This window comes from Micromonospora tulbaghiae, from assembly GCF_900091605.1.
GTDB classification, from domain to species: Bacteria; Actinomycetota; Actinomycetes; order Mycobacteriales; family Micromonosporaceae; genus Micromonospora; species Micromonospora tulbaghiae.
In genome coordinates, this window is the sequence record NZ_FMCQ01000004.1 from 365,152 (window position 1) to 389,779 (window position 24,628).

The window sequence follows — 24,628 nt, forward strand, 5'->3', positions numbered from 1 at the left end:
CACGCCACCCGGACCGGCACGCCACCGGACCGGCGGGCGACCTCGCGCCGGCCCGCTCACGCCGCCGGCGGAGGGCCGAGCAGTTCGATGCCGTTGCGGGCGGCGGCGTGCCCGAGCGCGGCCGGGTCGATCGGCGCCGGGTCGGGCAGCCGGCGGTGCGGCGCCGGTACGCCGGCTTCGGCGGCGAACCGCTCGAACCCGGCCGGCGTGGTGATCTGGAGCGCGCGCAACGGCTCGTCCGGACCGACCACGAAGGTGTGCGCCAGGCCCACCGGCAGCAGGACGAAGTCACCGGGACCCGCGGTGAGCGTGTCGCCGTCGCAGTGGAACCGAGCGGTGCCGGAGAGCAGGTAGAACATCTCGTCCTCGACCTGGTGGCGGTGCAGTGGCGGGGCGAAGCCGGGCGGGTTCACGAACTCGGCGACGGTGAGGCGGTCCCGGGTGTGCCGGCCCCCGGCTTTCAGCGTGCACAGGTTGCCGAGGAACCAGTACGCCTCGCCGTCGTCGGGGCCGAGCAGGTAGGGGCGGACGGACATGGCGGCCTCCAATTTCAGTGAACCTGAGAATATTCGATAGCCATGAGTCTAGTGAATAGATTGTTAGTATCGCGAGGTCATGGCTGGAGTCAAGGACGGCAAGCCGACGCGCCCCTACCGCTCGGCGGTGCGTGAGGAGAGCGCCCGGCGTACCCGGCAGGCGGTGGTGCGGGCTGCGACCGACCTGTTCGTGACGCGCGGCTACGCGGCGACGTCGCTGGCCGACGTGGCCGCCGAGGCGGGCGTCGCCCGGCCCACCGTGTTCGCCGCGTTCGGCTCCAAGGGCGCCCTGCTGCGCCAGGTGCTCGACGAGGCGCTCGCCGGTGACGACGAGCCGGTGCCGGTGGCGCGCCGCCCGTGGTTCCAGCCCGTCTGGGAGGCACCCGACCAGGGCGCGGTGCTCGACGCGTACGCCGGGGTCTGCACGCTGATCGGCCACCGTGCGGCCGGCGCCTTCGAGACGGTGCGCCGCGCGGCGGACGAGGCGCCCGAGGTGGCCGACCTGTGGGAGACGCTGCTGCGCAACCGTCGCGCGGGCGCCGCCATGGTGGTCGACCGGCTGCTCACCCTGGACGGCCCGCTGCGGCCGGGCGCCGGCGTCGAGCGCGCGGTCGACGCGCTGTGGTTCTACAACGACCCGGCGCACTACGCGGCGCTGGTGCAACGGTGCGGGTGGGCGGAGGAGAGCTTCCGGCAGTGGCTCGCCGCCCGGATGCGAGACGCGCTGGCGGGGTGAGCGCCGGACGGCGTCCGGGACCGGGCGGGTCTAGGGTCGGGAGCATGGAATTCCGTCACCTGGGCCGTTCCGGCCTGATGGTCAGCGAGATCTCGTACGGCAACTGGATCACCCACGGCTCGCAGGTCGAGGAGGACGCGGCCGTCGCATGCGTCCGCGCCGCCCTCGACAGCGGCATCACCACCTTCGACACCGCCGACGTGTACGCGGGCACCCGCGCCGAGTCGGTGCTCGGCCGCGCGCTCAAGGGCGAGCGTCGCGAAGGGCTGGAGATCTTCACCAAGGTCTACTGGCCGACCGGTCCCGGCCGCAACGACCGGGGTCTGTCCCGCAAGCACATCATGGAGTCGATCGACGGCTCGCTGCGCCGCCTGCAGACCGACCACGTGGACCTCTACCAGGCCCACCGCTACGACTACAGCACGCCGCTGGAGGAGACGATGGAGGCCTTCGCCGACGTCGTACGCTCCGGCAAGGCGCACTACATCGGCGTCTCCGAGTGGAAGGCGTCCCAGCTGCGCGAGGCGCACGCGCTCGCCCGCGAGCTGCGCATCCCGCTGATCTCGAACCAGCCGCAGTACTCGATGCTGTGGCGGGTCATCGAGACCGAGGTGATCCCCACCAGCGAGGAACTGGGCATCGGCCAGATCGTCTGGTCGCCGATGGCCCAGGGCGTGCTGTCCGGCAAGTACCTTCCGGGCCAGCCGCCGCCGGCCGGCTCCCGCGCCACCGACGAGAAGTCCGGCGCCGGGTTCATCGCCCGGTTCATGACCGACGACGTGCTGACCCGGGTCCAGCGACTCAAGCCGCTGGCCGAGCAGGCCGGGCTGACCATGCCGCAGCTCGCCGTCGCCTGGGTGCTCCAGAACCCGAACGTCTCCTCGGCGATCGTCGGCGCGTCCCGGCCGAAGCAGGTGCACGACAACGTGAAGGCGGCGGGCGTGAAGCTCGACGCCGACCTGCTCAAGGCGATCGACGAGATCGTCGAGCCGGTCACCGAGCGGGACGCGGCGAAGACCGAGAGCCCGGCTCAGCGCCCGTGACGTCGCGTCGTTCCCGGGCCGGCTCGCACCGGCCCGGGAGCGACCGGGTGGCTACTCCCAGAAGCGGATCAGGGCGTAGCCGATCTGGTACAGCTCGCGCGGCAGGCCGAGCGCGTCGCCGACGGCGAAGACCGCGCCGAAGAACACCCGGTTGATCTGCGGGCTCCACAGCAGCGCGAACAGCAGGATGAAGCCGTACGGGGCGAACAGGTCGTACATCCGCCGGTAGGCGGGGCTGAGCCAGGGCTGGAGCATGTTGCCGCCGTCCAGGCCCGGCACCGGCAGCAGGTTGAGCACGCTGGCGGTGAGCTGGAGGAACGCGAGCAGTCCGACGCCGGCCCAGAACTCCAGCGGCCCGCCCAGCTCCGGCCCCCACGCCACGGCTGCCACCAGCGTCAGCGTGAACAGCACGTTCGTGGCCGGCCCGGCCAGGCTGACGAGCGTGTGCCGCAGCCGGCCGGGGATGGCGTGCCGGTCCACCCAGACCGCGCCGCCGGGCAGGCCGATGCCACCGAGCAGCACCACGACCACCGGCAGCACGATCGACAGCAGCGGGCTGGTGTACTTCAGCGGGTTGAGCGTGAGGTAACCCCGGTGCGCGATGTCCCGGTCACCGGACCGGTACGCGACCACGGCGTGCGCGTACTCGTGCAGGCACAGCGAGACCAGCCAGCCGGAGACGACGAAGAGGAACACGTCGAAGCCGACGTTGCCGTACCGGTTCCAGGTCATCACCCCGGAAACGACGAAGAGCGCCACCAGGGCCAGGAAGATCGGGCTCGGCCGGAACGCCGCCCGGGGCACGCCGAGGATCAGCGGCTCGCCCGGGCGGTCGTAGCCGGTCATTCGGCCGGGGGTTGCAGGCTCATCCGGTAGTCCACCCGGTCGTCCTCGACCAGCACGACGGTGGTGACGCCGGATGCCGCGAGCTCCCGCCATGCCTGGCCGATCCACGACTCGGCGTCCGCCTGGCTCGGGAACGACTCTTCCGGCCCGTCGGCCGGGTCGCCGTTCGTGCCCTCGTACCGCCAGCTCCACGCCATGCCGCGTCTCCCCTCGCCGCCGTCGTCCCGTGGGACGCCAAACCTCCGCAAGCCTAGTCGGCCCCGCCGACGACGGCCCGCCACCACGTGGATCATGCCCACCACCACCGCGGCCCGCACCGTCGATCTTGCGGTTTCCGCCCCGGCAGAGCGGTCATTCCCGGCATCCCGAGGGCCGCAACTGCAAGATCAGCGCGGAGGGAGGGCGGAGGGAGGGCGGGGAGGGGCGAGCTGCCCGGAACGGGGGCGGGCGAACTAAGGTACGGGCATGTCCGTTGACGGGTGGCACACCCTCCTGGTGCTCGGCGGTATCCGCTCCGGCAAGTCCGAGTTCGCCGAGTCACTGGTCGCCGACGCGCCCACGGTCCGGTACGTGGCCACCGCCCCGGCCGGGGACCCGGAGGACACCGAGTGGGCGATCCGCCTCGCGGCGCACCGCGCCCGCCGGCCGGGGAGCTGGAGCACCGAGGAGACCGCGGCGGACCCAGGCCGGCTGGTCGAGGTCATCGCCGCCGCCGGGCCGAACGAGACGCTGCTCGTGGACGACCTGGGCGGCTGGGTGACTGTGCTGCTCGACCCGGCCCACCAGCCCGCCGACGACACCGCGACGATCGCCGAGCTGGCCGCGGCGGTGCGCTCCAGCACGGCCCGGCTGGTGCTGGTCAGCCCCGAGGTGGGTCTGTCCCTGGTGCCCACCACGCCGCTGGGCCGGGCGTTCACCGACGCGCTCGGCGCCACCAACCGCGCGGTCGCCGACGCCTGCGACGCGGTAGCGCTCGTGGTCGCAGGTCAGACCGCGTGGCTCAAGCCGGCCACCCCGGCCCCCGCGCACGCCGTGCCGCCCGCGGCCACGTCGCCCGAGACCGTGCCGGGCCGCGCCGCGGCACCCCGCACCACGCACAACCAGGCCGCGCCGACCCACACCGCGCCGGCCCAGGCCGTGCCGGCCGACCTCGGCGCCGGGGACGTGACGCTGCCCGAGGTGCTCACCCCGGCCGCCGCTCCGGTACCCGCCCCGGCCACGTCCAGCGAGCCCGGTGCGGGCGACTGGGCCGCGCCCACGATGGCGCTGCCGATGATCGCCACCGGTCTGGTCATCCAGCCGGGCATGGAACTGCCGATGCCGGACGACTACACCGGACCGCAGGCCGTCGACCGGCTCGCCACCCTCGACGTCCCGGGCGCCGGACTCGGCGTGCTGGAGCAGGTGGTCGGTTTCGCCGCCGCCACCCAGGGCACCTCGACGCCGCGTCCGTGGGACTCGGTGCGCGTACTGCTGATCCAGGGCGACCACGCGGGCGGCGCGTCGGCCGGCGCGACGCCCGGTGAGTCGGCCCGCCGCGCCCGGCAGGCCCGCGTCGGCCGGGGCGCGCTGGCCCGGCTCGCCGCCGAGAACCGGGCCGGTCTCCAGATCGTCGAGGCGCCCGCCTCGGCGCCGATGGAGGACGGCCCGGCCCTGTCCGCCGACGAGGTCGAGGCGGCGCTGCGCTACGGCTGGCGGCTCGCCGAGCAGGCCGCCGACGCGGGGGTGCAGCTGCTGGTGCTGGCCGCGTGCGGTGCGGGCGCCGAGGCCGCCGCCGCGGCGGTGCTCGCGGCCACCGCGGGCGCGGAGCCGCCGACGGTGCTCGGCCGGGTGGTCACCGAGCAGGGCGAGATCGACGACACCGCCTGGATGGTCCGCTGCGCGGCGGTGCGGGACGCGCTGCACCGCACCCGGCGCTCCGCCCGGGAGGCCAAGGACGTCCTGGCCGAGCTGGGCGGCGGCGACATCGCGCTGGCCACCGGCGTGCTGCTGGGCGCCACCGCCCGCAAGGTGCCGGTGCTGCTGGACGGGCCGGTCGGCACCGCCGCCGCCATGGTCAGCCGCGATCTGGCCGGTCAGGCCCGGCACTGGTGCCTGCTGCCCGACCACGGCGGCCGTCCGGGCGTGCGGCTCGCCGCCGACGTGCTCGGCCTGACCCCGCTGGTGGACCTGCGACTCGACCTGGGCGAGGGGGCGACCGCGCTGGCCGCGCTGCCGCTGCTGCGCTCCGCGCTGACGCTCGCCGCCACGCTGCCGGTGCACCCGTCGCTGGGCGGCCCCGACGACGAGGGCGGCACCGAGGACCAGGGCGGCACCGACGACGACGGCCGCGACGCCGACCGGACCGACGACGAACCGGACTTCACCGAGCCGGAGCCGGCCGGTCCGGGACCGACCACCGTCGGGGCCGACGAGCCGGTCCACCCCGGCCGACGTGCCGACTGAGGCGCGGCTCGCCGACGGCATCCGGCTGGCGCTCACCACGTTCACCACCGCCCCGGTACGCGCCGGCCGGGTCGACCGGGCCGCCGCCGGCACCGCGATGGCGCTCGCGCCGCTGGTCGGCGCGCTGCTCGGCGCCGTACTCGGCGGGGTGCTCCTGCTCACCGGCGCGCTCGCGCCACCCTTCGTCGCCGCAGTGGTCACCGTGGGGCTGGGCGCGCTGCTCACCCGGGGCCTGCACCTCGACGGGCTGGCCGACACCGTGGACGCGCTCGGCTCGTACCGGCGCGGACCGGCCGCGCTGGAGATCATGAAGCAGCCGGACGTCGGCCCGTTCGGGGTGGTCGCGCTCGTGGTCGTACTCCTGCTCCAGAGCGCGGTGCTCGCGGAGCTGGCCGGCCGGGACGCCCTCGCCGCGTTCGCCGCCGTGGTCGCGGCCACCGCGGCCGGGCGGCTCGCCGTCGGCCTGGCCTGCCGGCGCGGCGTGCCCGCGGCCCGGCCGGAGGGCCTGGGCGCGCTCGTCGCCGGCACGGTGGGCCGGGCGGCGCTGGCGCTCGGCGCGCTCGCCGTCGCGCTGGCGGCGGTGCCCGCGGTGCCGGACCGTCCGTGGCAGGGGCCGCTCGCCGTGCTCGGCGCGCTCGCCGTCGCGGCCGGGCTCCTCCGGCACCTGGTACGCCGCTTCGGCGGCATCACCGGCGACGTGCTCGGCGCGCTCGTGGAGATCGTCACCACGCTGTCCTACCTGGGACTGGCGCTGACCGGCTGAGCGCCGGCGGTCCGGGCGGGTAGCGTTCGGGGCGAGTGCACCGGCACGGTCGAGGGGGACGGCATGCTCATCACGGACGACTTCCTGCCGGTACCGGTGCCCGAGTCGCTCGACGCGACCTACCTGGTGCCGATCACCGGGCTGCCGAAGGTGAGCCCGAAGACCGCTGTGGAGAGGCTGGCCGGCCGGCTCGCCGAGCCGGTGCACGGGCTGGCCCGGCAGATGCTCGACAGCCCGCTGATGACCGTGGACACCCGCACCGTCGACGAGTTCCCCGAGTTGCCGCCGGACCTGCTCACCGCGTTCGGCGCCACCGAGGAGCAACTGGCCCGGCTGGCCGCCGCCACCCACCTGGTGGTGGTGCAGGCCGAGTACCGGCCCGGCTGGCCGCCCGCGCACGAGTGGGCCGCCCGCGCGGTGGCCGCGGCGGTCGCCGAGACGGTGGGCGGGGACGTGGTGGACGTCTTCGGGCTCCAGTTCCTGGACCCGGCGGCGGCGTTGCGCTCGCTGCCGGACGAGCAGGGCCGGATCCGGCTCGTCGACTGGGTGCTGGTGCCCTACTCCTCGGACTCCGACGGGCTGTGGTTCACCACGAAAGGGCTGCGCCGGTTCGGGCTGCTGGAGTTGCAGGCCCAGGGCGTACCGGACCACCTGACCCGGGCGTGGGGCGCGGTGATGACCGGCGCGGCCCGGCGGCTGCTGCGGGACTGGACCGACGGGCTCACCGGCGAGGAGGTGCCGGCGTTCGTGCAGCTGCCGGTGCTCGCCACGGTGACCGGGCACGACATCGCCGTGGCGTACGGCAATCCGGAGCAGCACGGCGCGACCGCGCCGGTGCTGCTGCGGCTGGAGCTGGACCCGGCCACCGATCCGGACGCCGACTCGTTCCTGAGCCTCAACCCGCCGCCCGGGCACCCGGGCCCGCCCGGCCGCTACTTCGCCGCCGCCTGCGCCACGCTGTTCAACGGCATCCAGCCGGACGTGCGCTACACCCGCACCGGTGACGCGATGAGCCGCGCGGTGGAGACCGCCCGCGCCGCGCTGGGCGACATCCGGGCCCGTTTCCTGGCCGGGCGGCTGCCCGAGGAGAGCCAGCTCGTGGTCAAGTACGGCCTGCCGGGCGACGACGGCCCCGAGTACGTCTGGGCCGGGGTGACCTCGTGGGACACCCCGGAACGGATCGTCGCCGCCAGCGCCAGCGACGCCAACACCGACCCGAGCGTGCGGATCGGCTCCCCCGTGGTGGTGGAGGCGTCGGACGTGGTCGACTGGGCCGTGCTGGACGGCACCGGAGTGCTGGAGGGCGGCTGGACGCAGGCAGTCCTCGACGCCGGGGAGCGCGGCGAGGACTGACCCGCGCGGCTCAGCGCACCGAGGGCTTGACGAACGGCGGCCTGGTCAGGCGCATCCGGGCGCGGCGGCCACGGATGTCCACCTCCAGCTCGTCGCCGTCGGGCAGCTTCGGGTCGGTGTCGACCAGCGCCAGCGCGACGCCGTGCTTGAGCGTCGGGCTGAACGTGCCGCTGGTGACGGTGCCGACCTGCCGGTCGCCCGCGTACACGGCCATGCCCGGGCGCGGGATGGCCCGGTCGACCGCGGTCAGGCCGCGCAGCGTACGGGCCGGACCGCCGGCCTTCTCGGCGCGCAGCGCGTCGCGGCCCCAGAACGCCGCCTTGTCCCAGCCCACCGCCCAGCCGGAGCGGCCCTGCACCGGGGTGATCTCCGGGGACAGGTCCTGCCCGTGCAGCGGGTAGCCCATCTCGGTGCGCAGCGTGTCCCGGGCGGCCAGGCCGCAGGCACGCACGTCGTCGGCCGCGGCGAAGATCGCGTCCCAGACGGCGACCGCGTGCTCGGACGCCACGACCAGCTCGTAGCCCAGCTCGCCGGTGTAGCCGGTGCGGCACACGGTCAGCTCCACCCCGTCCAGGCCGGCGATGGAGAAGCTCATGTAGTCGTGCCCGGTGGGCAGGCCGAGCGCGTCCAGCAGCTCCGCCGAACGCGGGCCCTGGACCGCGAGCACCGCGTACGCCTCGTGCTCGTCGGTGACGGTGACGCCCTCGGGCGCGGCGGCGCGCAGGCGGCGGGCCACCTCGGCGGTGTTGGCGGCGTTGGGCACCAGGAAGACGTGGTCGTCGGCGTGCAGGTAGGCGATGATGTCGTCCACCACGCCGCCGGTGGCGTCGTCGCAGCAGAGCGTGTACTGCGCCTGACCGGGGGTGATCCGGCCGAGGTCGTTGGTGAGGCAGGCGTTGACGAAGTCCGCCGCGCCCGGCCCGGTGACCCGGATCTTGCCCAGGTGCGAGACGTCGAACACGCCGACGCCCTCACGGACGGCCGTGTGCTCCTTGAGCACGCCGCCACCGGCGTACTCCAGCGGCATCTGCCAGCCCCCGAAGGGGGCGAACTTCGCGCCGAGCGCGGTGTGCCGCTCGTGCAGCGGGGATCGGCGCAGCCGGGTCTCGGCAGCGTCGGAGGTCACCTCGGTCATGGGTGGCAACTTACCGGCCCGGCCCGCTGTGGTTAGCATCGGCGGGATCCCGTCGGCACGCATCGGCGGGACAGCCACGCCTCCCGGCGGGTAGGTTGCCGCCGGAGACACCTTCATCGCCGGTACGCGACGACGCGGCCGGCCCGGCCCGCCCGGAGTAGCTTTCGTGACATCGCCCCGCACCACCCTCAGCCTGGTCGACACCGACCCCGCCGAACTCGCCGTCGACGCGATCGTGATCGGCGTGCACAGCCAGACCACCGAGCCGGGCAGCGGCGCACCCGCCCACGCCCTGCTGCTGGCGACCGGCGGGGAGAGCATCGCCGCCGCGTTCGACGGAAAGCTGACCGAGACGCTGGCCCTGCTCGGCGCGACCGGTGGCCCGGGCGAGGTGATCAAGCTGGCCACGCTGGGCACGGTGACCGCGCCGCTGGTCGTGGCCGTCGGCCTCGGCCCGGAGCCGTCGGGCGCCGCTCCGGCGCCGGAGTCGCTGCGCCGGGCCGCCGGTGCCGCGGTGCGGGCGCTGGCCGGCGCCCCGCGCGTCGCGCTGGCCCTGCCGCTGCCCGACGACGCCGACGCCCCGGCCGCGCTGCGCGCGGTCGCCGAGGGCGCGCTGCTGGGCGGCTACCGGTTCGCCGGCTACAAGACCAAGCCGCAGCCGGCCCGGCGCGAGCCGGTGGCCGAGGTGCTGGTGGCGGTGCCGGACGCGGCCGACGCGACCGCCCAGGCCGAGATCGCGCGGGCGCAGGCGGTGGCCGGTGCGGTGCGGACCAGCCGGGACTGGGTCAACACCGCGCCGAACGAGCTGCGTCCCCCGGCGTTCGCCGACGTCGTCTCCGCCGCCGCCCGCGAGGCGGGGCTGGAGGTCGAGGTGCTGGACGAGGCGGCGCTGGCGGCCGGTGGTTACGGCGGCATCCTCGCCGTCGGCCAGGGCTCCGAGGCCCCGCCGCGGCTGGTGAAGCTCACCTACACGCCGGACGGTGGCGGCAACGGCAAGCGGGTCGCGCTGGTCGGCAAGGGCATCACGTTCGACACCGGCGGCATCTCGATCAAGCCGGCGCAGGGCATGTGGGAGATGAAGTCGGACATGGCGGGCGCGGCGGCGGTCGGCGCGGCCATGCTGGCGGTCGCGGCGCTCAAGCCGTCGGTGACCGTCACCGGCTACCTGCCGATGGCGGAGAACATGCCGTCGGGCACCAGCTACCGCCCGGGTGACGTGATCAGCATGTTCAACGGCAAGAAGGTGGAGGTGCTCAACACCGACGCCGAGGGCCGGATGGTGCTGGCCGACGCGATGGCGCGGGCCTGCGCGGACGGCGCGGACTACCTGTTCGAGACGTCGACGCTGACCGGCGGGCAGGTGATCGCGCTGGGCAAGCGGATCGCCGGTGTGATGGGCACCCAGGAGCTGTGCGAGCGGGTGCGGGTGGCCGGTGACGCGACCGGCGAGCCGGCCTGGCCGATGCCGCTGCCGGACGACGTGCGCAAGGGCATGGAGTCGGAGGTAGCCGACATCTCGCAGGTCAACGCCGGGATGGACCGGGCCGGGCACATGCTCCAGGGCGGGGTGTTCCTGCGCGAGTTCGTGACCGACGACGTGGCGTGGGCGCACATCGACATCGCCGGTCCGGGCTACCACTCGGGCGAGGCGACCGGCTACTGGACCAAGGGCGGCACCGGCGTGCCGGTGCGCACGCTCGTGCACCTGGTCGAGGACGTCGCCGCCAACGGCTGACCGACTCGTACGAGAAAAGGGCTCCCGGCGTCGCCGGGAGCCCTTTTCCGTGATCTCAGTACAGCTCGGGGCGGCGCTTGCGACGCTCGTTGTAGTCGCGCATGCGCTGCGGATAGCCCATCAGCCGCACGTCGTAGATCGGGATGGCGATCCGGTGCGCCCAGCGGCGGGCCTCGTCCGGCCCGCCGACGCGCCGCCGGGTCCACTCGCCGTCGTCGGCGATCAGCATGATCGTGGTCTCGGTGACCGTCGTGCGGGGCTCGATGTACGCCTCGACGCCCTTCCGGGTCCGGACGAAGTTCTCCAGATGGTCCAGGTCGGCACGGTCGGCGGCGCGGTCGCGGCTCGCCGGGACCGCGCGCTTGCGTCGTCGGAACAGCCCCACCGAATCCACTCCTCCCCCACCGCCGTCATCGAGAACGGTGCCAAGGGTACGTGTCACCGACGTGTCGTTGGGCACCTCGGTACGCGCCCGGTCCGTGGTGGTGACAAGATGACCGAGGTGGGGTGTGTCTGTTACTCCGCCGTAACCCCCGATGCAGTGACGCGACCTGGGAGTTGGATGTGAGCGAGCCGAACGACACGACCTTCGACATCGTCATCCTCGGAGGTGGTAGCGGCGGCTACGCGGCGGCGCTGCGTGCCGCCCAGCTGGACCTCTCCGTCGCGCTCATCGAGAAGGGCAAGCTGGGCGGGACCTGCCTGCACAACGGCTGCATCCCGACCAAGGCGCTGCTGCACGCCGCCGAGATCGCCGACCAGACCCGCGAGTCCGAGCAGTTCGGTGTGAAGGCCGAGCTGGTCGGCATCGACATCACGGCGGTCAACTCGTACAAGGACGGCGTGATCTCCCGCCTGTACAAGGGCCTCCAGGGCCTGGTGGGCAGCAGCAAGAAGATCACCTTCGTGGCGGGCGCCGGCAAGCTGGTCGGCAAGAACGTCGTCGAGGTGGACGGCAAGCGCTACACCGGCCGCAACGTCGTGCTGGCCTCCGGCTCGTACGCCAAGAGCCTGCCCGGCCTGGACGTCGACGGCGAGCGGATCATCACCAGCGACCACGCGCTGACGCTGGACCGGATCCCGTCGTCGGCGATCGTGCTCGGCGGCGGGGTGATCGGCGTCGAGTTCGCCAGCGTCTGGAAGTCCTTCGGCGTGGACGTGACCATCGTCGAGGCGCTGCCCCGCCTGGTCGCCGCCGAGGACGAGGAGTCGTCGAAGGCGCTGGAGCGGGCGTTCCGCAAGCGGAAGATCAACTTCAAGGTCGGCAAGCCGTTCGAGAAGGTCGAGAAGACCGACAAGGGCGTGAAGCTGACCATTCAGGGCGGCGACACGGTCGAGGCCGAGCTGCTGCTGGTCGCCGTGGGCCGCGGCCCGAACACCGCCGGCCTCGGCTACGAGGAGCAGGGCGTCAAGATGGACCGCGGCTACGTGCTGACCGACGAGCGGCTGCGCACCAGCGTGCCGAACGTCTACGCGGTCGGCGACATCGTGCCCGGCCTGCAGCTCGCGCACCGTGGCTTCCAGCAGGGCATCTTCGTCGCCGAGGAGATCGCCGGGAAGACCCCGGCCGTGATCGACGAGGCCGGCATCCCGCGCGTCACCTACTGCGACCCGGAGCTGGCGTCGGTCGGCCTGACCGAGGCGAAGGCCAAGGAGCAGTACGGCGCCGACAAGATCAAGACCTACAACTACAACCTGGGCGGCAACGGCAAGAGCCAGATCCTCAAGACCGCCGGCCACGTGAAGCTGGTCCGGGTGGACGACGGCCCGGTGGTCGGCGTGCACATGGTCGGCGCCCGGGTCGGTGAGCTGATCGGCGAGGCGCAGCTCATCTACAACTGGGAGGCGTACCCGGCCGAGGTGGCGCAGCTCGTGCACGCCCACCCGACGCAGAACGAGGCTCTGGGCGAGGCGCACCTGGCCCTGGCCGGCAAGCCGCTGCACGCGCACGCCTGACACGACAACCGCGGCGTCCGGCGACGGGCGATGATCCCACCAGGGGAATGAAGGAGTCTGGAGAACATGCCGGTATCGGTCACCATGCCCCGGCTCGGCGAGAGCGTCACCGAGGGCACCGTCACGCGCTGGCTCAAGCAGGAGGGTGACACCGTCGAGGTCGACGAGCCCCTGCTCGAGGTGTCGACCGACAAGGTCGACACCGAGATCCCGTCCCCCGCGGCGGGCGTGCTGAGCCGGATCGTGGTCGGCGAGGACGAGACCGCCGAGGTCGGCAGCGAGCTGGCGGTCATCGCCGGCGAGGGGGAGGACGCCGGCGCGGCTCCCACCGAGGAGGCCGAGCCGGCCACCGAGCCGACGGCCGCCGCCGAGGGCACCGGTCCCGAGCCGGAGCAGCAGGCCGAGCAGGCCGCCGCCGAGCCGGGCGCCGAGGCCGAGCAGCCGGCCGTCGAGGAGCCGGCCCAGCCCGCCGCGTCGTCGGGCGAGGGCACGCCGGTGACCATGCCGGCCCTGGGCGAGAGCGTCACCGAGGGCACCGTCACCCGCTGGCTCAAGCAGGTCGGCGAGACCGTCGAGGTCGACGAGCCGCTGCTGGAGGTCTCCACCGACAAGGTCGACACCGAGATCCCGTCGCCGGTCGCCGGCACGCTTCAGGAGATCAAGGTCGCCGAGGACGAGACCGCCGACGTCGGCGCCGTGCTGGCGATCGTCGGGGTGGCCGGCGCCGCGCCCGCGAAGGCGGAGCCGAAGCCCGAGCCCGAGCCCAAGGCCGAGCCGAAGCCGGAGCCGAAGGCCGAGCCGAAGCCGGAGCCGAAGGTCGAGGAACCGACCCCCGGCGCGTCCTACAACGAGCCGGCCGCCGAGACGGAGCAGGCCGCGAAGCCGGCCAAGGCCGAGGCGGCGGCCCAGCCGGCCGCGCCGGCCGCCACGCAGCGCCAGAGCGTTCCGGCCGAGTACGGCGAGGACGCCGCCGGGTACGTGACGCCGCTGGTGCGCAAGCTCGCCGCCGAGCACGGCGTGGACCTGGGCTCGATCAAGGGCACCGGCGTGGGTGGCCGCATCCGCAAGCAGGACGTGCTGGAGGCGGCCGAGAAGGCGAAGGCCGCCAAGCCGGAGCCGGCTGCGGCCGCGCCGGCCGCCAAGGCCGAGGCCCCGGCCAAGCCGGCCGCCAAGCCGGAGCCGAGCGCCAAGCGGGGCACCACGGAGAAGCTGCCGCGGATCCGGGCCACCATCGCCAAGCGGATGCAGCAGTCGCTGCACGAGACGGCGCAGCTGACCACCGTCGTCGAGGTCGACGTCACCAAGGTCGCCAGGCTGCGGGCGCGGGCCAAGGACTCGTTCCAGGCCAAGCACGGCGTGAAGCTGTCCTTCCTGCCGTTCTTCGCGCTGGCCGCGATCGAGGCGCTTCAGACGTACCCGATCGTCCAGGCCAGCATGGACCTGGACGGCGGGACGATCACCTACCCGGCCGCGGAGCACCTGGGTATCGCGGTGGACACCGAGCGCGGGCTGCTCGTGCCGGTCATCCACAACGCCGGTGACCTCAACATGGGCGGCATCGCCAAGCGGATCGCCGACCTGGCCGAGCGCACCCGGGCCAACAAGATCACCCCGGACGAGATGGCCGGGGCGACCTTCACGATCACCAACACCGGCAGCCGGGGCGCGTTGTTCGACACCCCGATCGTGCCGTCGCCGCAGTCGGCGATGCTCGGCACGGGCGCCGTGGTGAAGCGCCCGGTCGTGGTCAACGACCCGGAGCTGGGTGAGGTCGTCGCGATCCGGTCGATGGTCTACCTGGCCATGTCGTACGACCACCGGCTGATCGACGGCGCCGACGCGGCCCGCTTCCTCACCGCGGTGAAGGAGCGGCTGGAGGGCGGCAACTTCGAGGCCGAACTGGGTCTGTAGATCCGAGACGGCGAGGGGGCGCGCGGCGACATGCCGCGCGCCCCCTTCGCCGTTTCCGCGGTCAGCCGCGCAGGTGCTCCTCGGAGACGGTCCAGAGCTGCTCGGCGGCCTCCGGGTCCCGGGCGTACGCGGCCCAGCCGGTGCGGGTGCCCGGCTGGTTCGGGCCGGCCTCCTGGCAGTCCTCGAAGTACCGGCCGCCGACGCCGTCGAGCAGGGGCGAGGTGGCGACCAGGACCGAGGTCGCCGCGCCCTGCTCGGGGGTCTTGAAGGCGGCCGCGTTGCCGCTGCGCATCCGCGCCAGTTCCTCCTCGCTGATGTAGCGCTGGAGGTTGGTCCGGATCGCGCCCGGCATCAGAGCGTTCGTGTAGATGCCGTCGTCGGCCCAGCGGCGGGTCGCCTCCACCGCGAACAGCACGTTCGCGGTCTTGGACTGCCCGTACGCCAGCCACGGGTCGTACGGCCGCTGCCGGAAGTGGATGTCGGAGAACACCACCGGTGAGCGCAGGTGGGCCGCCGAGCTGACCGAGACGATCCGTGCGCCGTCGGCCGCGGCGAGCGCCGGGCGCAGCCCGGTGGCGAGCGCGAAGTGACCGAGGTGGTTGGTCGCGAACTGCATCTCCCAGCCCTGCTCGGTGCGCATCTCGGGCGAGGCCATGATCCCGGCGTTGTCGACGAGCATGTGCAGCGGCCCGTCCCAGGTGCGGACGAACGCGGCCACCGAGGCGAGGTCGGCGAGGTCGAGCGGGGCGACCAGGATCCGGTCGTTGCCGGTGCTGCCGGTGATGTCGTCGGCGGCACGCTGCCCGGCCTCGGTGTTGCGTACGGCGAGTGTGACGTCCGCTCCGGCGGCGGCGAGCGCGCGGGCGGTCTCCACGCCGATCCCGGAGGCGCCGCCGGTGACGACGGCCCGGCGGCCGGTCAGGTCCAGGTCGCGGACCACCTCCAGGGCTGTGGTCTCGGCGGAGAACGGGGTGGTGACTGGTGTCGGGGTTGTCATGGTCCATCCTTGTCGGCGGCGACGCGGACCGATGTCCGCCCGCTACGATGAGAAGCGGAGGATCCTCCGTTACTCCGCCAGCATAACCGGAGGGGGCTCCGGTTACCACGGTGCCGGGCCGGCGACCCGGTCGAGGGAGGAGGGCCCGTGCCCGACCGACCGCTGCGCGCGGACGCGCTGCGCAACCGGCAGCGGCTGCTGGCCGCCGCGGTCCAGGCGTTTTCCCAGGACGGCCCGGAGGTAACGCTGGACCGGGTCGCCAAGGAGGCCGGCGTCGGCATCGGCACGCTCTACCGCCACTTCCCCAGCCGGGAGGCGCTGATCGAGGCGGCGTACCGCAACGAGCTGGAGAAGCTCTGCGACGCGGCGCCGGCACTGCTCGCGGCCCAGCCCGCCGACGCGGCACTGCGCACCTGGATGGACCGGTTCGTCGACTACCTCGCCACCAAGCGGGGCATGGCCGACGCGCTACGGCTGGTCATCGCCTCCGGCACCAACCCGTACGCGCAGAGCCGCGACCGGCTGCTCGCCGCGCTCGGCGAACTGCTCGCGGCCGGTGCCGCCGCGGGCGTCGTACGCGCCGACGTGGCCGCCGCCGACGTGCTCGCCAGCCTCAGCGGGGTCTCCCTCGTAGCGGGCGAGCCGGACCAGCGCGCCCAGGCCGGACGCCTGCTCGACCTGCTGATGGACGGGTTGCGTCACCGGCCGGGCTGACCGGAATCGGCCCGCGCCCCGGACCGGCGCTGACAGACTCGGCCGGTGGGCTCGTACGGGTGGCGAGGACGCCTGGGGCCGGCCGTGCCGGTGGCCCCGGGCGCCCGGGTCGACCGGTTCGAGATCTTCTTCGACCTGGTCTTCGTCTTCTCGTTCTTCATCATCACCCGGGCCACCGCGCTCCAGGTGACCGGCGGCGCGCTGCTGCACGCGCTGCTGGTCCTCGCCGTGCTCTGGTGGTCGTGGGTGGTGCACAGCGTGGTCGCCACCCGGGTACGCCTCGGCGAGGGCTTCGTCCCGGTGCTCATGACGGTCGGCATGGCCGCGCTGTTCACGTTCGCGCTGTCCCTGCCGCACGCGTTCCGCGACCCGCGCGGCAGCGCGGCCGGGCCGATGGTCGCGGCGCTCAGCTACACCGTCCTGCGGCTGGTGCACCTGCTGCTCTACCGGCACGCCGTCCGGGACAGCCCGAACGAGCGCCGGCAACTGATCCGGTTCGCCCCCGAGGCGATCGGCAGCACCGCGCTGCTGCTCGTCGCCGCACTGCTGCCGCCGAGGATCGACGACCTGTTCTCCGCCGCGGTGCTCCGGGACGTGCTGTGGGCCGGGGTCATCCTGCTCCAGTACGGCACCGGCATCCTCGCCGGCACCTGGGGCTGGGGCGTCGCGTCCGCCGAACACTGGACCGAGCGGTACGACCTCATTCTGATCATCGCCCTGGGCGAGTCGGTCATCTCGGTCGGCGTGGGCAGCAACCTGCTCGGCCAGCCGCCCACCTGGCCGGCCGTGGCGGCGGCGGTGCTCGGCATCTTCTTCACCGCCGCGCTCTGGTGGGCGCACTACGACATGGTCGGCCCGGCCGCCCGGATCGCGTTGCACGCCGCGCAGGACGGTCCCCGGGTGGCGATGGCCCGGGACGCGTACGCGTACCTGTTCCTGCCGATGATCGCGGGCATCATCCTGTTCGCGCTCGGCGCCGAGACGATCGTGCACGGGATCGCCGACCCGAACGTGCCGCCGAGCGAACCGGCGCACGGCCCGGGCGTGCCGCTGCTGTTCGGCGGCGTGATCTGCTACCTCTGCGGCAACATGCTGTTCCAGCTCCGCACCCTGCACACGGTGAGCTGGACCCGGGTCGGCACGGTGCTGCTGCTCGGCGTGACCATTCCGGTCGCGGAGCGGGTGCCGGGGCTGGCCGCGCTGGGCATGCTGACCGCGATCACAGTGGGCATGGTGGCCGTCGAGGTGATCGTCTTCGCCGAGGGCCGGCAGGCGCTGCGCAAGCTGATCTTCGAGGAGCGCACCAGCCACGAGGCGCACGAGGCAGCCTGGCGGGCCCGCTGGCACGAGCAGCCCGAGGACCGCGACGAGAACGGGTGAACCACCTGCGCCTCTCCCCCGCCGACCTGGCCCGCCTCGACGCGGTGTGACGTTCGGCCGTCGGCAGAATCGGCGCGCACGGGGTGGCCGGCGGTCCGGGGCGCGCCGATGCTGGACCGATGGCGACCTTCTCCGTACAGGCCCATCCCACCGACGCGGCGAGCTGGACCGAGCTGGCCCGTACCGTCGAGGCAGCCGGTTTCGACGCGCTGTTCGCGGCCGACCACCCCGGCGACTGCGCGTCGCCGTTCGTCGCGCTCGCCGCCGCCGCGGCGGTGACCAGCACGCTGGGCCTCGGCTCGTACGTCTCCAACGCCGGCGTCCGGGAGCCGATCCTGCTCGCCGCCGACGTGGCCACCCTGGACGTGGTCTCCGGCGGGCGGGCCCGGCTCGGCCTCGGTGCCGGCCACACGCCGGCCGAGTGGCGGGCCGTCGGGCGCGAGCGCCCGGACGTCGCCGGCCGGGTCCGCCGCTGCGTCGCGGTGGCCGAGGCGGTCCGGTCGCTGCTGGCCGGCCACGAGGTCACTGTGGACACCGAGGAGCTGACCATGCACGCGGCACGCCTCAAGGAGCCCCGGCCGGTCCAGGACCGGATCCCGCTCACCGTCGGTACCGCCAACTCGACCTTGCTGCGCTGGGCCGGGGCGCACGCCGACGTGGTCGGCCTGACCGGCTTCGGCCGGACGCTGCCCGACGGCCACCAGCACACCGTCCGGTGGCGGGCCGACCAGATCGAGGCGCAGCTCGCGCACGTGGCTGCCGGCGCGGCCGGCCGGGACACCCTGCCGGTCCTGGAGGCGCTGGTCCAGCACGTCGCCGTGACCGACGACGCCGAGGCGGCCGCCGCCGTGACGGCCGCCGAGACCGGACTCACGCCGGCGGAGGTGCTGGCCACCCCGTTCGTGCTGATCGGCACGCCCGACGAGATCGTCTCGACGGTGGCCGGGCACGAGCGCCGCTGGGGCGTCACCCGCTTCGTGGTACGCGCCGGGGCCGTCGACGCGCTCGCCCCGCTCCTGCCGCGGCTGGCCGGAAAAGAGCTGGACTTCGAGCACACTCGAAAGTGAACACTGTGCTCATGACGACGACACGACGGCTGGGCCGCAGCGGCATCGAGGTCAGCGCGATCGGCATGGGCTGCTGGGCGATCGGCGGCCCGCTCTGGGACGGCACCCAACCGCTCGGCTGGGGCGAGGTGGACGACGACGAGTCGGTGCGTACCGTCCACCGGGCCCTCGACCTGGGCGCGACGCTGTTCGACACGTCCAGCAACTACGGCGCCGGGCACAGCGAGCGGGTGCTCGGGCGCGCGCTGGCGGGCCGCCGGGACCACGCGGTCATCGCGACCAAGTTCGGCTACCCCACCGACGAGGCGACCCGGCAGGCCCTCGGCGAGGACGCCACGGCGGACTACGCCCGGCGCAGCCTGGAGGGTTCGCTACGCCGGCTCGGCACCGACCACGTCGACCTCTACCAGCTCCACCTGGGCGGCCTGCCGGTGCCGCAGGCACTGGACCTCGTCGGCACGCTTGAGGACCTGGTCGCGGAGGGGAAGATCCGGGCGTACGGCTGGAGCACCGACGATCCCGCCTCGGCGCGCGCCTTCGCGGAGGCCGGACCGCACTGCGCGGCGATCCAGCACGACCAGTCGGTGCTGCGGGACAACGCCGCGATGCTCGCGGTCTGCGCGGAGTTCGACCTGGCCGCTCTGAACCGGGGGCCGCTGGCGATGGGCCTGCTCACCGCGAAGTACCAGGACGCACCGACCGCCCGGGGCGACGACGACGTGCGCGGCGTGGCCCCGGAGTGGCTGGACTGGTTCACCGGCGGCGTACCGCGCGCCGAGTGGGCGCAGCGGGTGGCCCGGGTCCGCGAGGCGCTCACCGCCGACGGCCGCACCCTCGCCCAGGGCGCGCTGGGCTGGCTGCTCGCCCGCAGCCCGCACACCCTGCCCATCCCCGGCTGCCGGACCGTCGCGCAGGCCGAGGAGAACCTCGGCGCGCTGGCGTACGGGCCACTGGCGCAGGACGCGTTCGCCGAGGTGGAACGCCTGCTCGCCGACCTGCGTACCGCCCCGGCCGACGCCTGACCGCCCGGTCCCGCCGCGGGCCGTCCGGGTGCACCGCCACGATGTCGAAGGACTTGAGCGACGGCTCGGGCTCGAATGCGCGGCGGGCGTGACGAGTGAGTGATTTCGCTCAACGCATCCGAATCGCGCTCCGTACTCGAAGATGTGAGTATGCGGATCCTCATGGCCGGCGCGTCCGGTTTCCTCGGCACCCGACTGGTCGACTGCCTCACCGCGGACGGCCACCAGGTCACCCGCCTGGTCCGCCGCCCGCCGCGCACCCCCGTCGAACGGCAGTGGAACCCGTCCGCCGCGCAGCTCGATCCGCAGTGCGTCGCCGACGCCGACGCGGTGGTGAACCTGGCCGGCGCCGGGGTGGGCGACAAGCGCTGGAACGACGAGTACCGGAAGGTGATCCGGACCAGTCGGGTGGACAGCACCACCACGCTCGCCATCACGATCGCCGGCCTGCCCGCCGCCGACCGGCCCGCGGTGCTGCTGAACTCCTCCGCCGTCGGCTGGTACGGCAACACCGGCGACCGGGCGGTCACCGAGGAGGCGCCGGCCGGTGAGGGGTTCCTCGCCGACGTCTGCCGGGTCTGGGAGGCCGCGAGCCGCCCGGCCGAGGACGCCGGCGTACGGGTGGTGCGCCTGCGTACCGGACTGCCGCTGCACCGCGACGGCGGCCTGCTCAAACCGCAGCTCCTGCCGTTCCGGCTCGGTGTCGGCGGCAAGCTGGGCAACGGGCGGCAGTGGCTGCCGTGGATCTCGATGCGGGACTGGCTCGACGCCGCGAAGTTCCTGCTGGCTCGCGACGACGTGGCCGGCCCGGTGAACGTCGTCGGCCCGGCGCCGGTCACCAACGCGGAGTTCACGCGGGAACTGGCCCGGCAGCTGCACCGCCCCGCGATCATGCCGATCCCGGCAGTGGCGCTGAAGGTCGCGCTCGGCGGTTTCGCGCAGGAGGCGCTCACCAGCACGCGGGTGCTGCCCGGTGTGCTCGACAAGGCCGGCTTCTCCTGGGCGCATCCGGACCTGCCGGGCGCGCTGCGCGCCGCCCTCACCGGGTGAGCGAGGGCGGCGCGACGTGACGGATCAGCAGCCGATCACCCAGTACGCGGGCCCGGTCTGCTTCAGCGTGCTCGTGTAGAAGGTGTTGTAGAGGCCCATCCGCTGCCCGCTGCCGAGCGCGTAGGCGTACCCGCCGGACTGGTAGGCCCGCCCGGCCACCACGTGCGCGTAGTTGCTGGCGGTGACGCAGACCGGCGCGCCGGTCGGCGACGCGGTCGGGGTGGGCGACGCGGTCGCCGTCGGGGTCGGGCTCGGCGAGGCGCCGCCACCGCCGAGCCCGAAGAAGACCGCGTCCCGGTACGTCGAACAGATGGTGTCGAGGAAGTACGCCCCGGCGGTGCCGCACTGGTCCGCGCCCGTACCCGGGTCGACGGGGGTGCCGTGGCCCATCCCGGAGACCCGGTAGAGGCGGACCTGGTCGCTGCCGTAGACCTCCAGGCCCGTACCGGCAGGCAGCGTGGACGTGCTGGTCGGGGTAGTCGACACGCCCAGCACGTTCGTCCACTGGTCCCGCGACTCGGCGGCGTTCGCGGTGGCCACCGTGGTGTCGCTGGTGCCGTGCCAGATCGCCACGCGGGGGCGCTTGCCGGTGTAGCCGGCGTACGCGCCGCGGACGAGGTCGCCCCACTGTGCCGGGGTCTTGTCCACGCCCGGGTTCATGCAGCTGAACGCGGTGACGGTGCTGGTGGCGCAGCGGTACGGGATGCCGGCGATGATCGAGCCGGCGGCGAAGACGTCCGGGTAGGCGGCGAGCATGGCCGCGCTCATCGCCCCGCCGGCGGAGAGGCCGCTGACGTAGACCCGGGCTCCGTCGGTGCCGTAGTTGGTCTTGGCGTAGTCGACCATCTGCTTGATCGACAGCGCCTCGCCCTGGCCGCGTGCGGTGTCGCCGGTCTCGAACCAGTTGAAGCAGGAGTTGGCGTTGTTGCCGCTGGGCTGCTGCGGCGCGATGAGCGTGAACTTCCACTGGTCGGCGTACTTCTGCCAGCCGGAGTTGGCGACGTACGTCGAGGCGTTCTGCACGCAGCCGTGCAGCAGCACCACGGCGGGCGCGCCGGCGGGCAGGCCGTCCGGGCGGTACGCGTACATGGCCAGGTTGCCGGGGTTGGAGCCGAACCCGGTGACCTGGGTCAGCGAGGCGGCCTGGGCGGGGAGGGCGGCGACCAGGGCGGTGGCCGCGGCCAGCACGACCCCGGCCGTCGCCCCGGCGACGCGGGCGATGAGGGATGAGGAGCGGGGCACGGGACCTCCCGATCGTGGAATGTGAACTGAGTCACCTCCGAGTTGCCGCGACGTTACGGCCGCGTTTCGTCACACCGGAATGGCCGCCACTCACACATTCACGACCGCCGAAGTGTGCGGGCGAGTTTCGTGTCCGGGCGGTCTGCCCAGGTCAGGTTGGTAACGTCCGCTGCGTGCCGTCCTCCCCGTTCCCGGCCACCGGGCCGTCGCCGAGCCGCGTCCGTGACCGGCGCGCCGACCTGCTGGTCACGCTCGCCGCGCTGGCCCTGGCCCTCTGGGTGACGAGTGGCCTGTGGCGGGATCCCAACAGCCGCGCGATCACCGTCAACTCCAGCGACCAGGCGCTGTTCGAGTGGCTGCTGGCGTTCGGCGGGCACGCGCTGACACACGGGCAGAACCCGCTGTTCACCACGTTGATCAACGTCCCGGACGGGGTGAACCTCGCGGTCAACACGTCGATCACCGTGTACGCGGCGGTCTTCGCGCCGCTGACGTACCTGATCGGGCCGCCCGCGACGTTCCTGGTGATCCTCACGCTCAACCTCGCCGCCACGGCGGTGGCCTGGTACTGGCTGCTGAGCCGGCACCTGGTGCGCAGCCGGCTGGCCGCCGGTGTGGGCGCGCTGTTCATCGCCTTCTGCCCAGCGATGGTGTCGCACGCGAACGCGCACCTGAACTGGACCGCCGGCTGGCTGGTGCCGCTGCTGATCTGGGGCGTGTTCCGGCTGCGCCGCCCCGGCCGGGCCGTCACCGGCGGGATCGTGCTCGGCCTGCTGGTGGCGGTCGCGTTCTCGATCGCCGCCGAAGGGCTCTTCTTCACCGCGCTGGCGCTCGGCGTGTTCCTCGCGGTGTGGGCGCTGCATCCGGCCCGCCGGTCCGAGGTACGTGCCGCGCTGCCCCGGATGGCGGCCGGGCTGGGCGTGACAGCGCTCGTCGCCGGGGTGCTGCTGGCGTACCCGCTCTGGCTGCACTTCCTCGGACCGCAACGGTTCCACGGCACCGGCTTCGACCCGCTGATCCACTCCGAGGACATCGCCGCGTACGGGTCGTACCCGCGCCGGTCGCTCGCCGGCTGGGCCGGCTGGGGCACCTCGCTGGCGCCCAACCCGACCGAGGAGAACTCGTTCTTCGGCGTACCGCTGCTCCTGCTCGCGGTCGCGTGCTTCGCGCTGCTGTGGTGGCGCGCGGACCGCGCGTTCCGGGCCACGCTCGCGGCGCTCGGGGTGACCGCCGTGGTCTTCGCGGTGCTGTCGTGGGGGCCGACTGTCAAGTGGAACGGCCGCCGCTTCGACCAGACGCTGCCGTTCGGGGTGCTGGACAACCTGCCGGTGATCAACGCGGCGTTGCCGTCCCGGCTGGCGCTCGTCGTCGCGCCGGTCATCGGCCTGCTGCTGGCGTACGCGATCGACACGCTGCGCGCCCGGCCGCCACGGCACCGGGTGAGCGGGCTCGCCTGGACGCTCGGCTTCGTCGCCGCGTTGCTGCCGCTGGTGCCGACCCCGCTGCTGACCAGCGTCCGCGAGCCGATCCCGGCGTTCATCACCAGCGGCGCCTGGCAGCGCTACGTCCCGCCCGACGGGGTGCTGACCCCTCTTCCGCTGACCGTTGACGTCTACCCGGACGGGCAGCGCTGGCAGGCGTACGCGCTGGCGAACCGGCAGGGCGAGTTCCGGATCCCCTCCGGGTTCTTCCTCGGGCCGGGCGGACCGGAGGGCCGGGGCCGGATCGGCCCGGTGCCGCGCACCTTCGACTCGCTGATGGACCAGGCCGGCCGGACCGGGCTGGTGCCGATCATCACCGACGGCAGCATCCGCGAGTCCCGGGCGGACCTGCGCTACTGGGGGGTGCAGGCGGTCGTGCTGCCGGACCGGGTGCACGGCGCCAAGTTCGACGTCGACGAGGAGGCGCTGCGTCGCACCGCCACCGCGCTGCTCGGCCCGCCCGAGCGGGTGGAGGACGTCTGGCTGTGGCGGGTGCCGGAGTGATCGTCGCAGCGGTGCGATGGCGACGAGGCTCACGGGTCCGGTTCCCGGAGGGCGGGACTAGGCTGGACGGGTGAGCGTGACGACTTCCGGGCTGACCGCCGTCCGCGCCGGCCTGCTCGACTACCAGGCCGCCTGGGACGAGCAGCGCCGGCTGCACGAGGCGGTGGTGGCCGGCGAGCAGGGCGACACCGTGCTGCTGCTGGAGCACCCCAGCGTCTACACCGCCGGCAAGCGCACCGAGCCGTGGGACCGGCCGATGGACGGCACCCCGGTGGTGGACGTGGACCGCGGCGGCAAGATCACCTGGCATGGCCCGGGGCAACTCGTCGGCTACCCGATCGTCCGGCTGCCCGACCCGGTCGACGTGGTCGCGTACGTCCGCCGCACCGAGCAGCTGCTGATCGACGTCTGCGCCGAGTTCGGGCTGGCCGCCGGCCGGGTCGAGGGACGCAGCGGCGTGTGGGTGCCGGAGGACGACCGGGGCCCGGCCCGCAAGGTGGCCGCCATCGGCATCCGGGTGGCCCGCGGCGTCACGCTGCACGGCTTCTCCATCAACTGCGACTGCGACCTGGGCTTCTTCGACCGGATCGTGCCCTGCGGCATCCGCGACGCCGGGGTCACCTCGCTGACCGCCGAGCTGGGCCGACCGATTTCAGTCGCCGACGTGCTGCCCGTGGTCGAGCGGCACCTGCCGACGCTGACGCGGGTCTGA

Annotated in this window: 22 protein-coding genes; 15 read left to right on the forward strand and 7 right to left on the reverse strand. The window is 73.8% G+C overall.

The genetic code is table 11. The annotated features are described in order from the left end of the window. Nucleotides 1-56: 56 nt before the first annotated feature. On the reverse strand, nucleotides 57-536 hold the full coding sequence (locus tag GA0070562_RS14415) for a cupin domain-containing protein (protein ID WP_091421110.1): 480 nt from the start codon (nucleotides 534-536) through the stop codon (nucleotides 57-59). 79 nt (nucleotides 537-615) lie between these two features. Here GA0070562_RS14415 and GA0070562_RS14420 point away from each other — a divergent pair, with 79 nt between their 5' ends. Both GA0070562_RS14420 and GA0070562_RS14425 read left to right on the forward strand, forming a co-directional pair. Continuing rightward, entirely contained in the window at nucleotides 616-1,272 is a 657-nt protein-coding gene (locus GA0070562_RS14420) for a TetR/AcrR family transcriptional regulator (protein WP_091421113.1), read from the forward strand. Nucleotides 1,273-1,316: 44 nt separating this feature from the next. Next, the gene (locus tag GA0070562_RS14425; protein WP_091421116.1) at nucleotides 1,317-2,315 is read left to right on the forward strand and encodes an aldo/keto reductase family protein; all 999 of its coding nucleotides are present in this window, start codon (nucleotides 1,317-1,319) and stop codon (nucleotides 2,313-2,315) included. Between the two features lie 51 nt (nucleotides 2,316-2,366). Here the strand turns inward: GA0070562_RS14425 and GA0070562_RS14430 are convergent, their stop codons facing one another. Then, nucleotides 2,367-3,161 carry a site-2 protease family protein gene (locus tag GA0070562_RS14430; RefSeq protein ID WP_091421120.1) on the reverse strand — a complete coding sequence of 265 codons (795 nt, stop codon included), beginning with the start codon at nucleotides 3,159-3,161 and terminating at the stop codon, nucleotides 2,367-2,369. Next, the gene (locus GA0070562_RS14435; RefSeq protein WP_091421123.1) at nucleotides 3,158-3,358 is read right to left on the reverse strand and encodes a hypothetical protein; all 201 of its coding nucleotides are present in this window, start codon (nucleotides 3,356-3,358) and stop codon (nucleotides 3,158-3,160) included. The genes GA0070562_RS14430 and GA0070562_RS14435 overlap by 4 nt, the downstream gene beginning before the upstream one ends. A 268-nt stretch (nucleotides 3,359-3,626) precedes the next feature. On the opposite strand from GA0070562_RS14435, the gene GA0070562_RS14440 reads away from it, so the two are divergent. From GA0070562_RS14440 to GA0070562_RS14450, 3 genes are all read left to right on the forward strand, one after another. Further along, nucleotides 3,627-5,606, forward strand: coding sequence for a bifunctional adenosylcobinamide kinase/adenosylcobinamide-phosphate guanylyltransferase (locus GA0070562_RS14440; protein ID WP_091421127.1), 1,980 nt, complete (start codon nucleotides 3,627-3,629; stop codon nucleotides 5,604-5,606). After that, nucleotides 5,596-6,369 carry an adenosylcobinamide-GDP ribazoletransferase gene (gene cobS, locus GA0070562_RS14445; protein ID WP_091421129.1) on the forward strand — a complete coding sequence of 258 codons (774 nt, stop codon included), beginning with the start codon at nucleotides 5,596-5,598 and terminating at the stop codon, nucleotides 6,367-6,369. The genes GA0070562_RS14440 and cobS overlap by 11 nt, the downstream gene beginning before the upstream one ends. A gap of 63 nt (nucleotides 6,370-6,432) precedes the next feature. Then, on the forward strand, nucleotides 6,433-7,722 hold the full coding sequence (locus GA0070562_RS14450) for a DUF2314 domain-containing protein (RefSeq protein ID WP_091421131.1): 1,290 nt from the start codon (nucleotides 6,433-6,435) through the stop codon (nucleotides 7,720-7,722). Between the two features lie 10 nt (nucleotides 7,723-7,732). Here GA0070562_RS14450 and gcvT read toward each other — a convergent pair whose 3' ends face one another. Continuing rightward, the gene (gcvT, locus tag GA0070562_RS14455) at nucleotides 7,733-8,857 is read right to left on the reverse strand and encodes a glycine cleavage system aminomethyltransferase GcvT (protein WP_175438736.1); all 1,125 of its coding nucleotides are present in this window, start codon (nucleotides 8,855-8,857) and stop codon (nucleotides 7,733-7,735) included. A 166-nt stretch (nucleotides 8,858-9,023) separates the two neighbouring features. On the opposite strand from gcvT, the gene GA0070562_RS14460 reads away from it, so the two are divergent. Beyond that, nucleotides 9,024-10,592, forward strand: a complete 1,569-nt coding sequence (locus GA0070562_RS14460; protein WP_091421134.1) for a leucyl aminopeptidase — start codon at nucleotides 9,024-9,026, stop codon at nucleotides 10,590-10,592. A gap of 55 nt (nucleotides 10,593-10,647) precedes the next feature. Here the strand turns inward: GA0070562_RS14460 and GA0070562_RS14465 are convergent, their stop codons facing one another. Beyond that, nucleotides 10,648-10,977 (reverse strand): hypothetical protein, encoded by a 330-nt coding sequence (locus GA0070562_RS14465; protein ID WP_091421137.1) that lies wholly within the window; start codon nucleotides 10,975-10,977, stop codon nucleotides 10,648-10,650. 179 nt (nucleotides 10,978-11,156) lie between these two features. On the opposite strand from GA0070562_RS14465, the gene lpdA reads away from it, so the two are divergent. Together lpdA and sucB are read left to right on the forward strand one after the other, a co-directional pair. Further along, nucleotides 11,157-12,548 (forward strand): dihydrolipoyl dehydrogenase, encoded by a 1,392-nt coding sequence (lpdA, locus tag GA0070562_RS14470; RefSeq protein ID WP_091421141.1) that lies wholly within the window; start codon nucleotides 11,157-11,159, stop codon nucleotides 12,546-12,548. A 66-nt stretch (nucleotides 12,549-12,614) separates the two neighbouring features. Beyond that, on the forward strand, nucleotides 12,615-14,459 hold the full coding sequence (gene sucB / locus GA0070562_RS14475; RefSeq protein WP_091421147.1) for a 2-oxoglutarate dehydrogenase, E2 component, dihydrolipoamide succinyltransferase: 1,845 nt from the start codon (nucleotides 12,615-12,617) through the stop codon (nucleotides 14,457-14,459). Nucleotides 14,460-14,520: 61 nt separating this feature from the next. Here the strand turns inward: sucB and GA0070562_RS14480 are convergent, their stop codons facing one another. Continuing rightward, on the reverse strand, nucleotides 14,521-15,456 hold the full coding sequence (locus tag GA0070562_RS14480) for an SDR family NAD(P)-dependent oxidoreductase (RefSeq protein ID WP_091421151.1): 936 nt from the start codon (nucleotides 15,454-15,456) through the stop codon (nucleotides 14,521-14,523). Nucleotides 15,457-15,603: 147 nt separating this feature from the next. Between GA0070562_RS14480 and GA0070562_RS14485 the strand changes: the two genes are divergently transcribed. The 5 genes from GA0070562_RS14485 to GA0070562_RS14505 all read left to right on the forward strand — a co-directional run bounded on the left by GA0070562_RS14485 (nucleotide 15,604) and on the right by GA0070562_RS14505 (nucleotide 20,689). Continuing rightward, nucleotides 15,604-16,170: a TetR/AcrR family transcriptional regulator gene (locus GA0070562_RS14485; RefSeq protein ID WP_091421155.1), complete on the forward strand. Its 567-nt coding sequence runs from the start codon at nucleotides 15,604-15,606 to the stop codon at nucleotides 16,168-16,170. Nucleotides 16,171-16,215: 45 nt separating this feature from the next. Then, a complete protein-coding gene (locus tag GA0070562_RS14490; protein WP_091421158.1) occupies nucleotides 16,216-17,550 on the forward strand; it encodes a low temperature requirement protein A in 1,335 nt (444 codons plus the stop codon). Between the two features lie 119 nt (nucleotides 17,551-17,669). After that, nucleotides 17,670-18,617 (forward strand): LLM class flavin-dependent oxidoreductase, encoded by a 948-nt coding sequence (locus tag GA0070562_RS14495; protein ID WP_091421163.1) that lies wholly within the window; start codon nucleotides 17,670-17,672, stop codon nucleotides 18,615-18,617. A gap of 11 nt (nucleotides 18,618-18,628) precedes the next feature. Then, nucleotides 18,629-19,639, forward strand: a complete 1,011-nt coding sequence (locus tag GA0070562_RS14500) for an aldo/keto reductase (protein WP_091422002.1) — start codon at nucleotides 18,629-18,631, stop codon at nucleotides 19,637-19,639. 150 nt (nucleotides 19,640-19,789) lie between these two features. Beyond that, on the forward strand, nucleotides 19,790-20,689 hold the full coding sequence (locus GA0070562_RS14505) for a TIGR01777 family oxidoreductase (RefSeq protein ID WP_091421166.1): 900 nt from the start codon (nucleotides 19,790-19,792) through the stop codon (nucleotides 20,687-20,689). A 24-nt stretch (nucleotides 20,690-20,713) separates the two neighbouring features. Here the strand turns inward: GA0070562_RS14505 and GA0070562_RS14510 are convergent, their stop codons facing one another. Beyond that, the gene (locus GA0070562_RS14510; protein WP_091421169.1) at nucleotides 20,714-21,931 is read right to left on the reverse strand and encodes an extracellular catalytic domain type 1 short-chain-length polyhydroxyalkanoate depolymerase; all 1,218 of its coding nucleotides are present in this window, start codon (nucleotides 21,929-21,931) and stop codon (nucleotides 20,714-20,716) included. Between the two features lie 173 nt (nucleotides 21,932-22,104). Between GA0070562_RS14510 and GA0070562_RS14515 the strand changes: the two genes are divergently transcribed. Together GA0070562_RS14515 and lipB are read left to right on the forward strand one after the other, a co-directional pair. Further along, a complete protein-coding gene (locus GA0070562_RS14515; protein WP_091421173.1) occupies nucleotides 22,105-23,916 on the forward strand; it encodes a DUF6311 domain-containing protein in 1,812 nt (603 codons plus the stop codon). Between the two features lie 70 nt (nucleotides 23,917-23,986). After that, nucleotides 23,987-24,628 carry a lipoyl(octanoyl) transferase LipB gene (lipB, locus tag GA0070562_RS14520; protein WP_091421176.1) on the forward strand — a complete coding sequence of 214 codons (642 nt, stop codon included), beginning with the start codon at nucleotides 23,987-23,989 and terminating at the stop codon, nucleotides 24,626-24,628.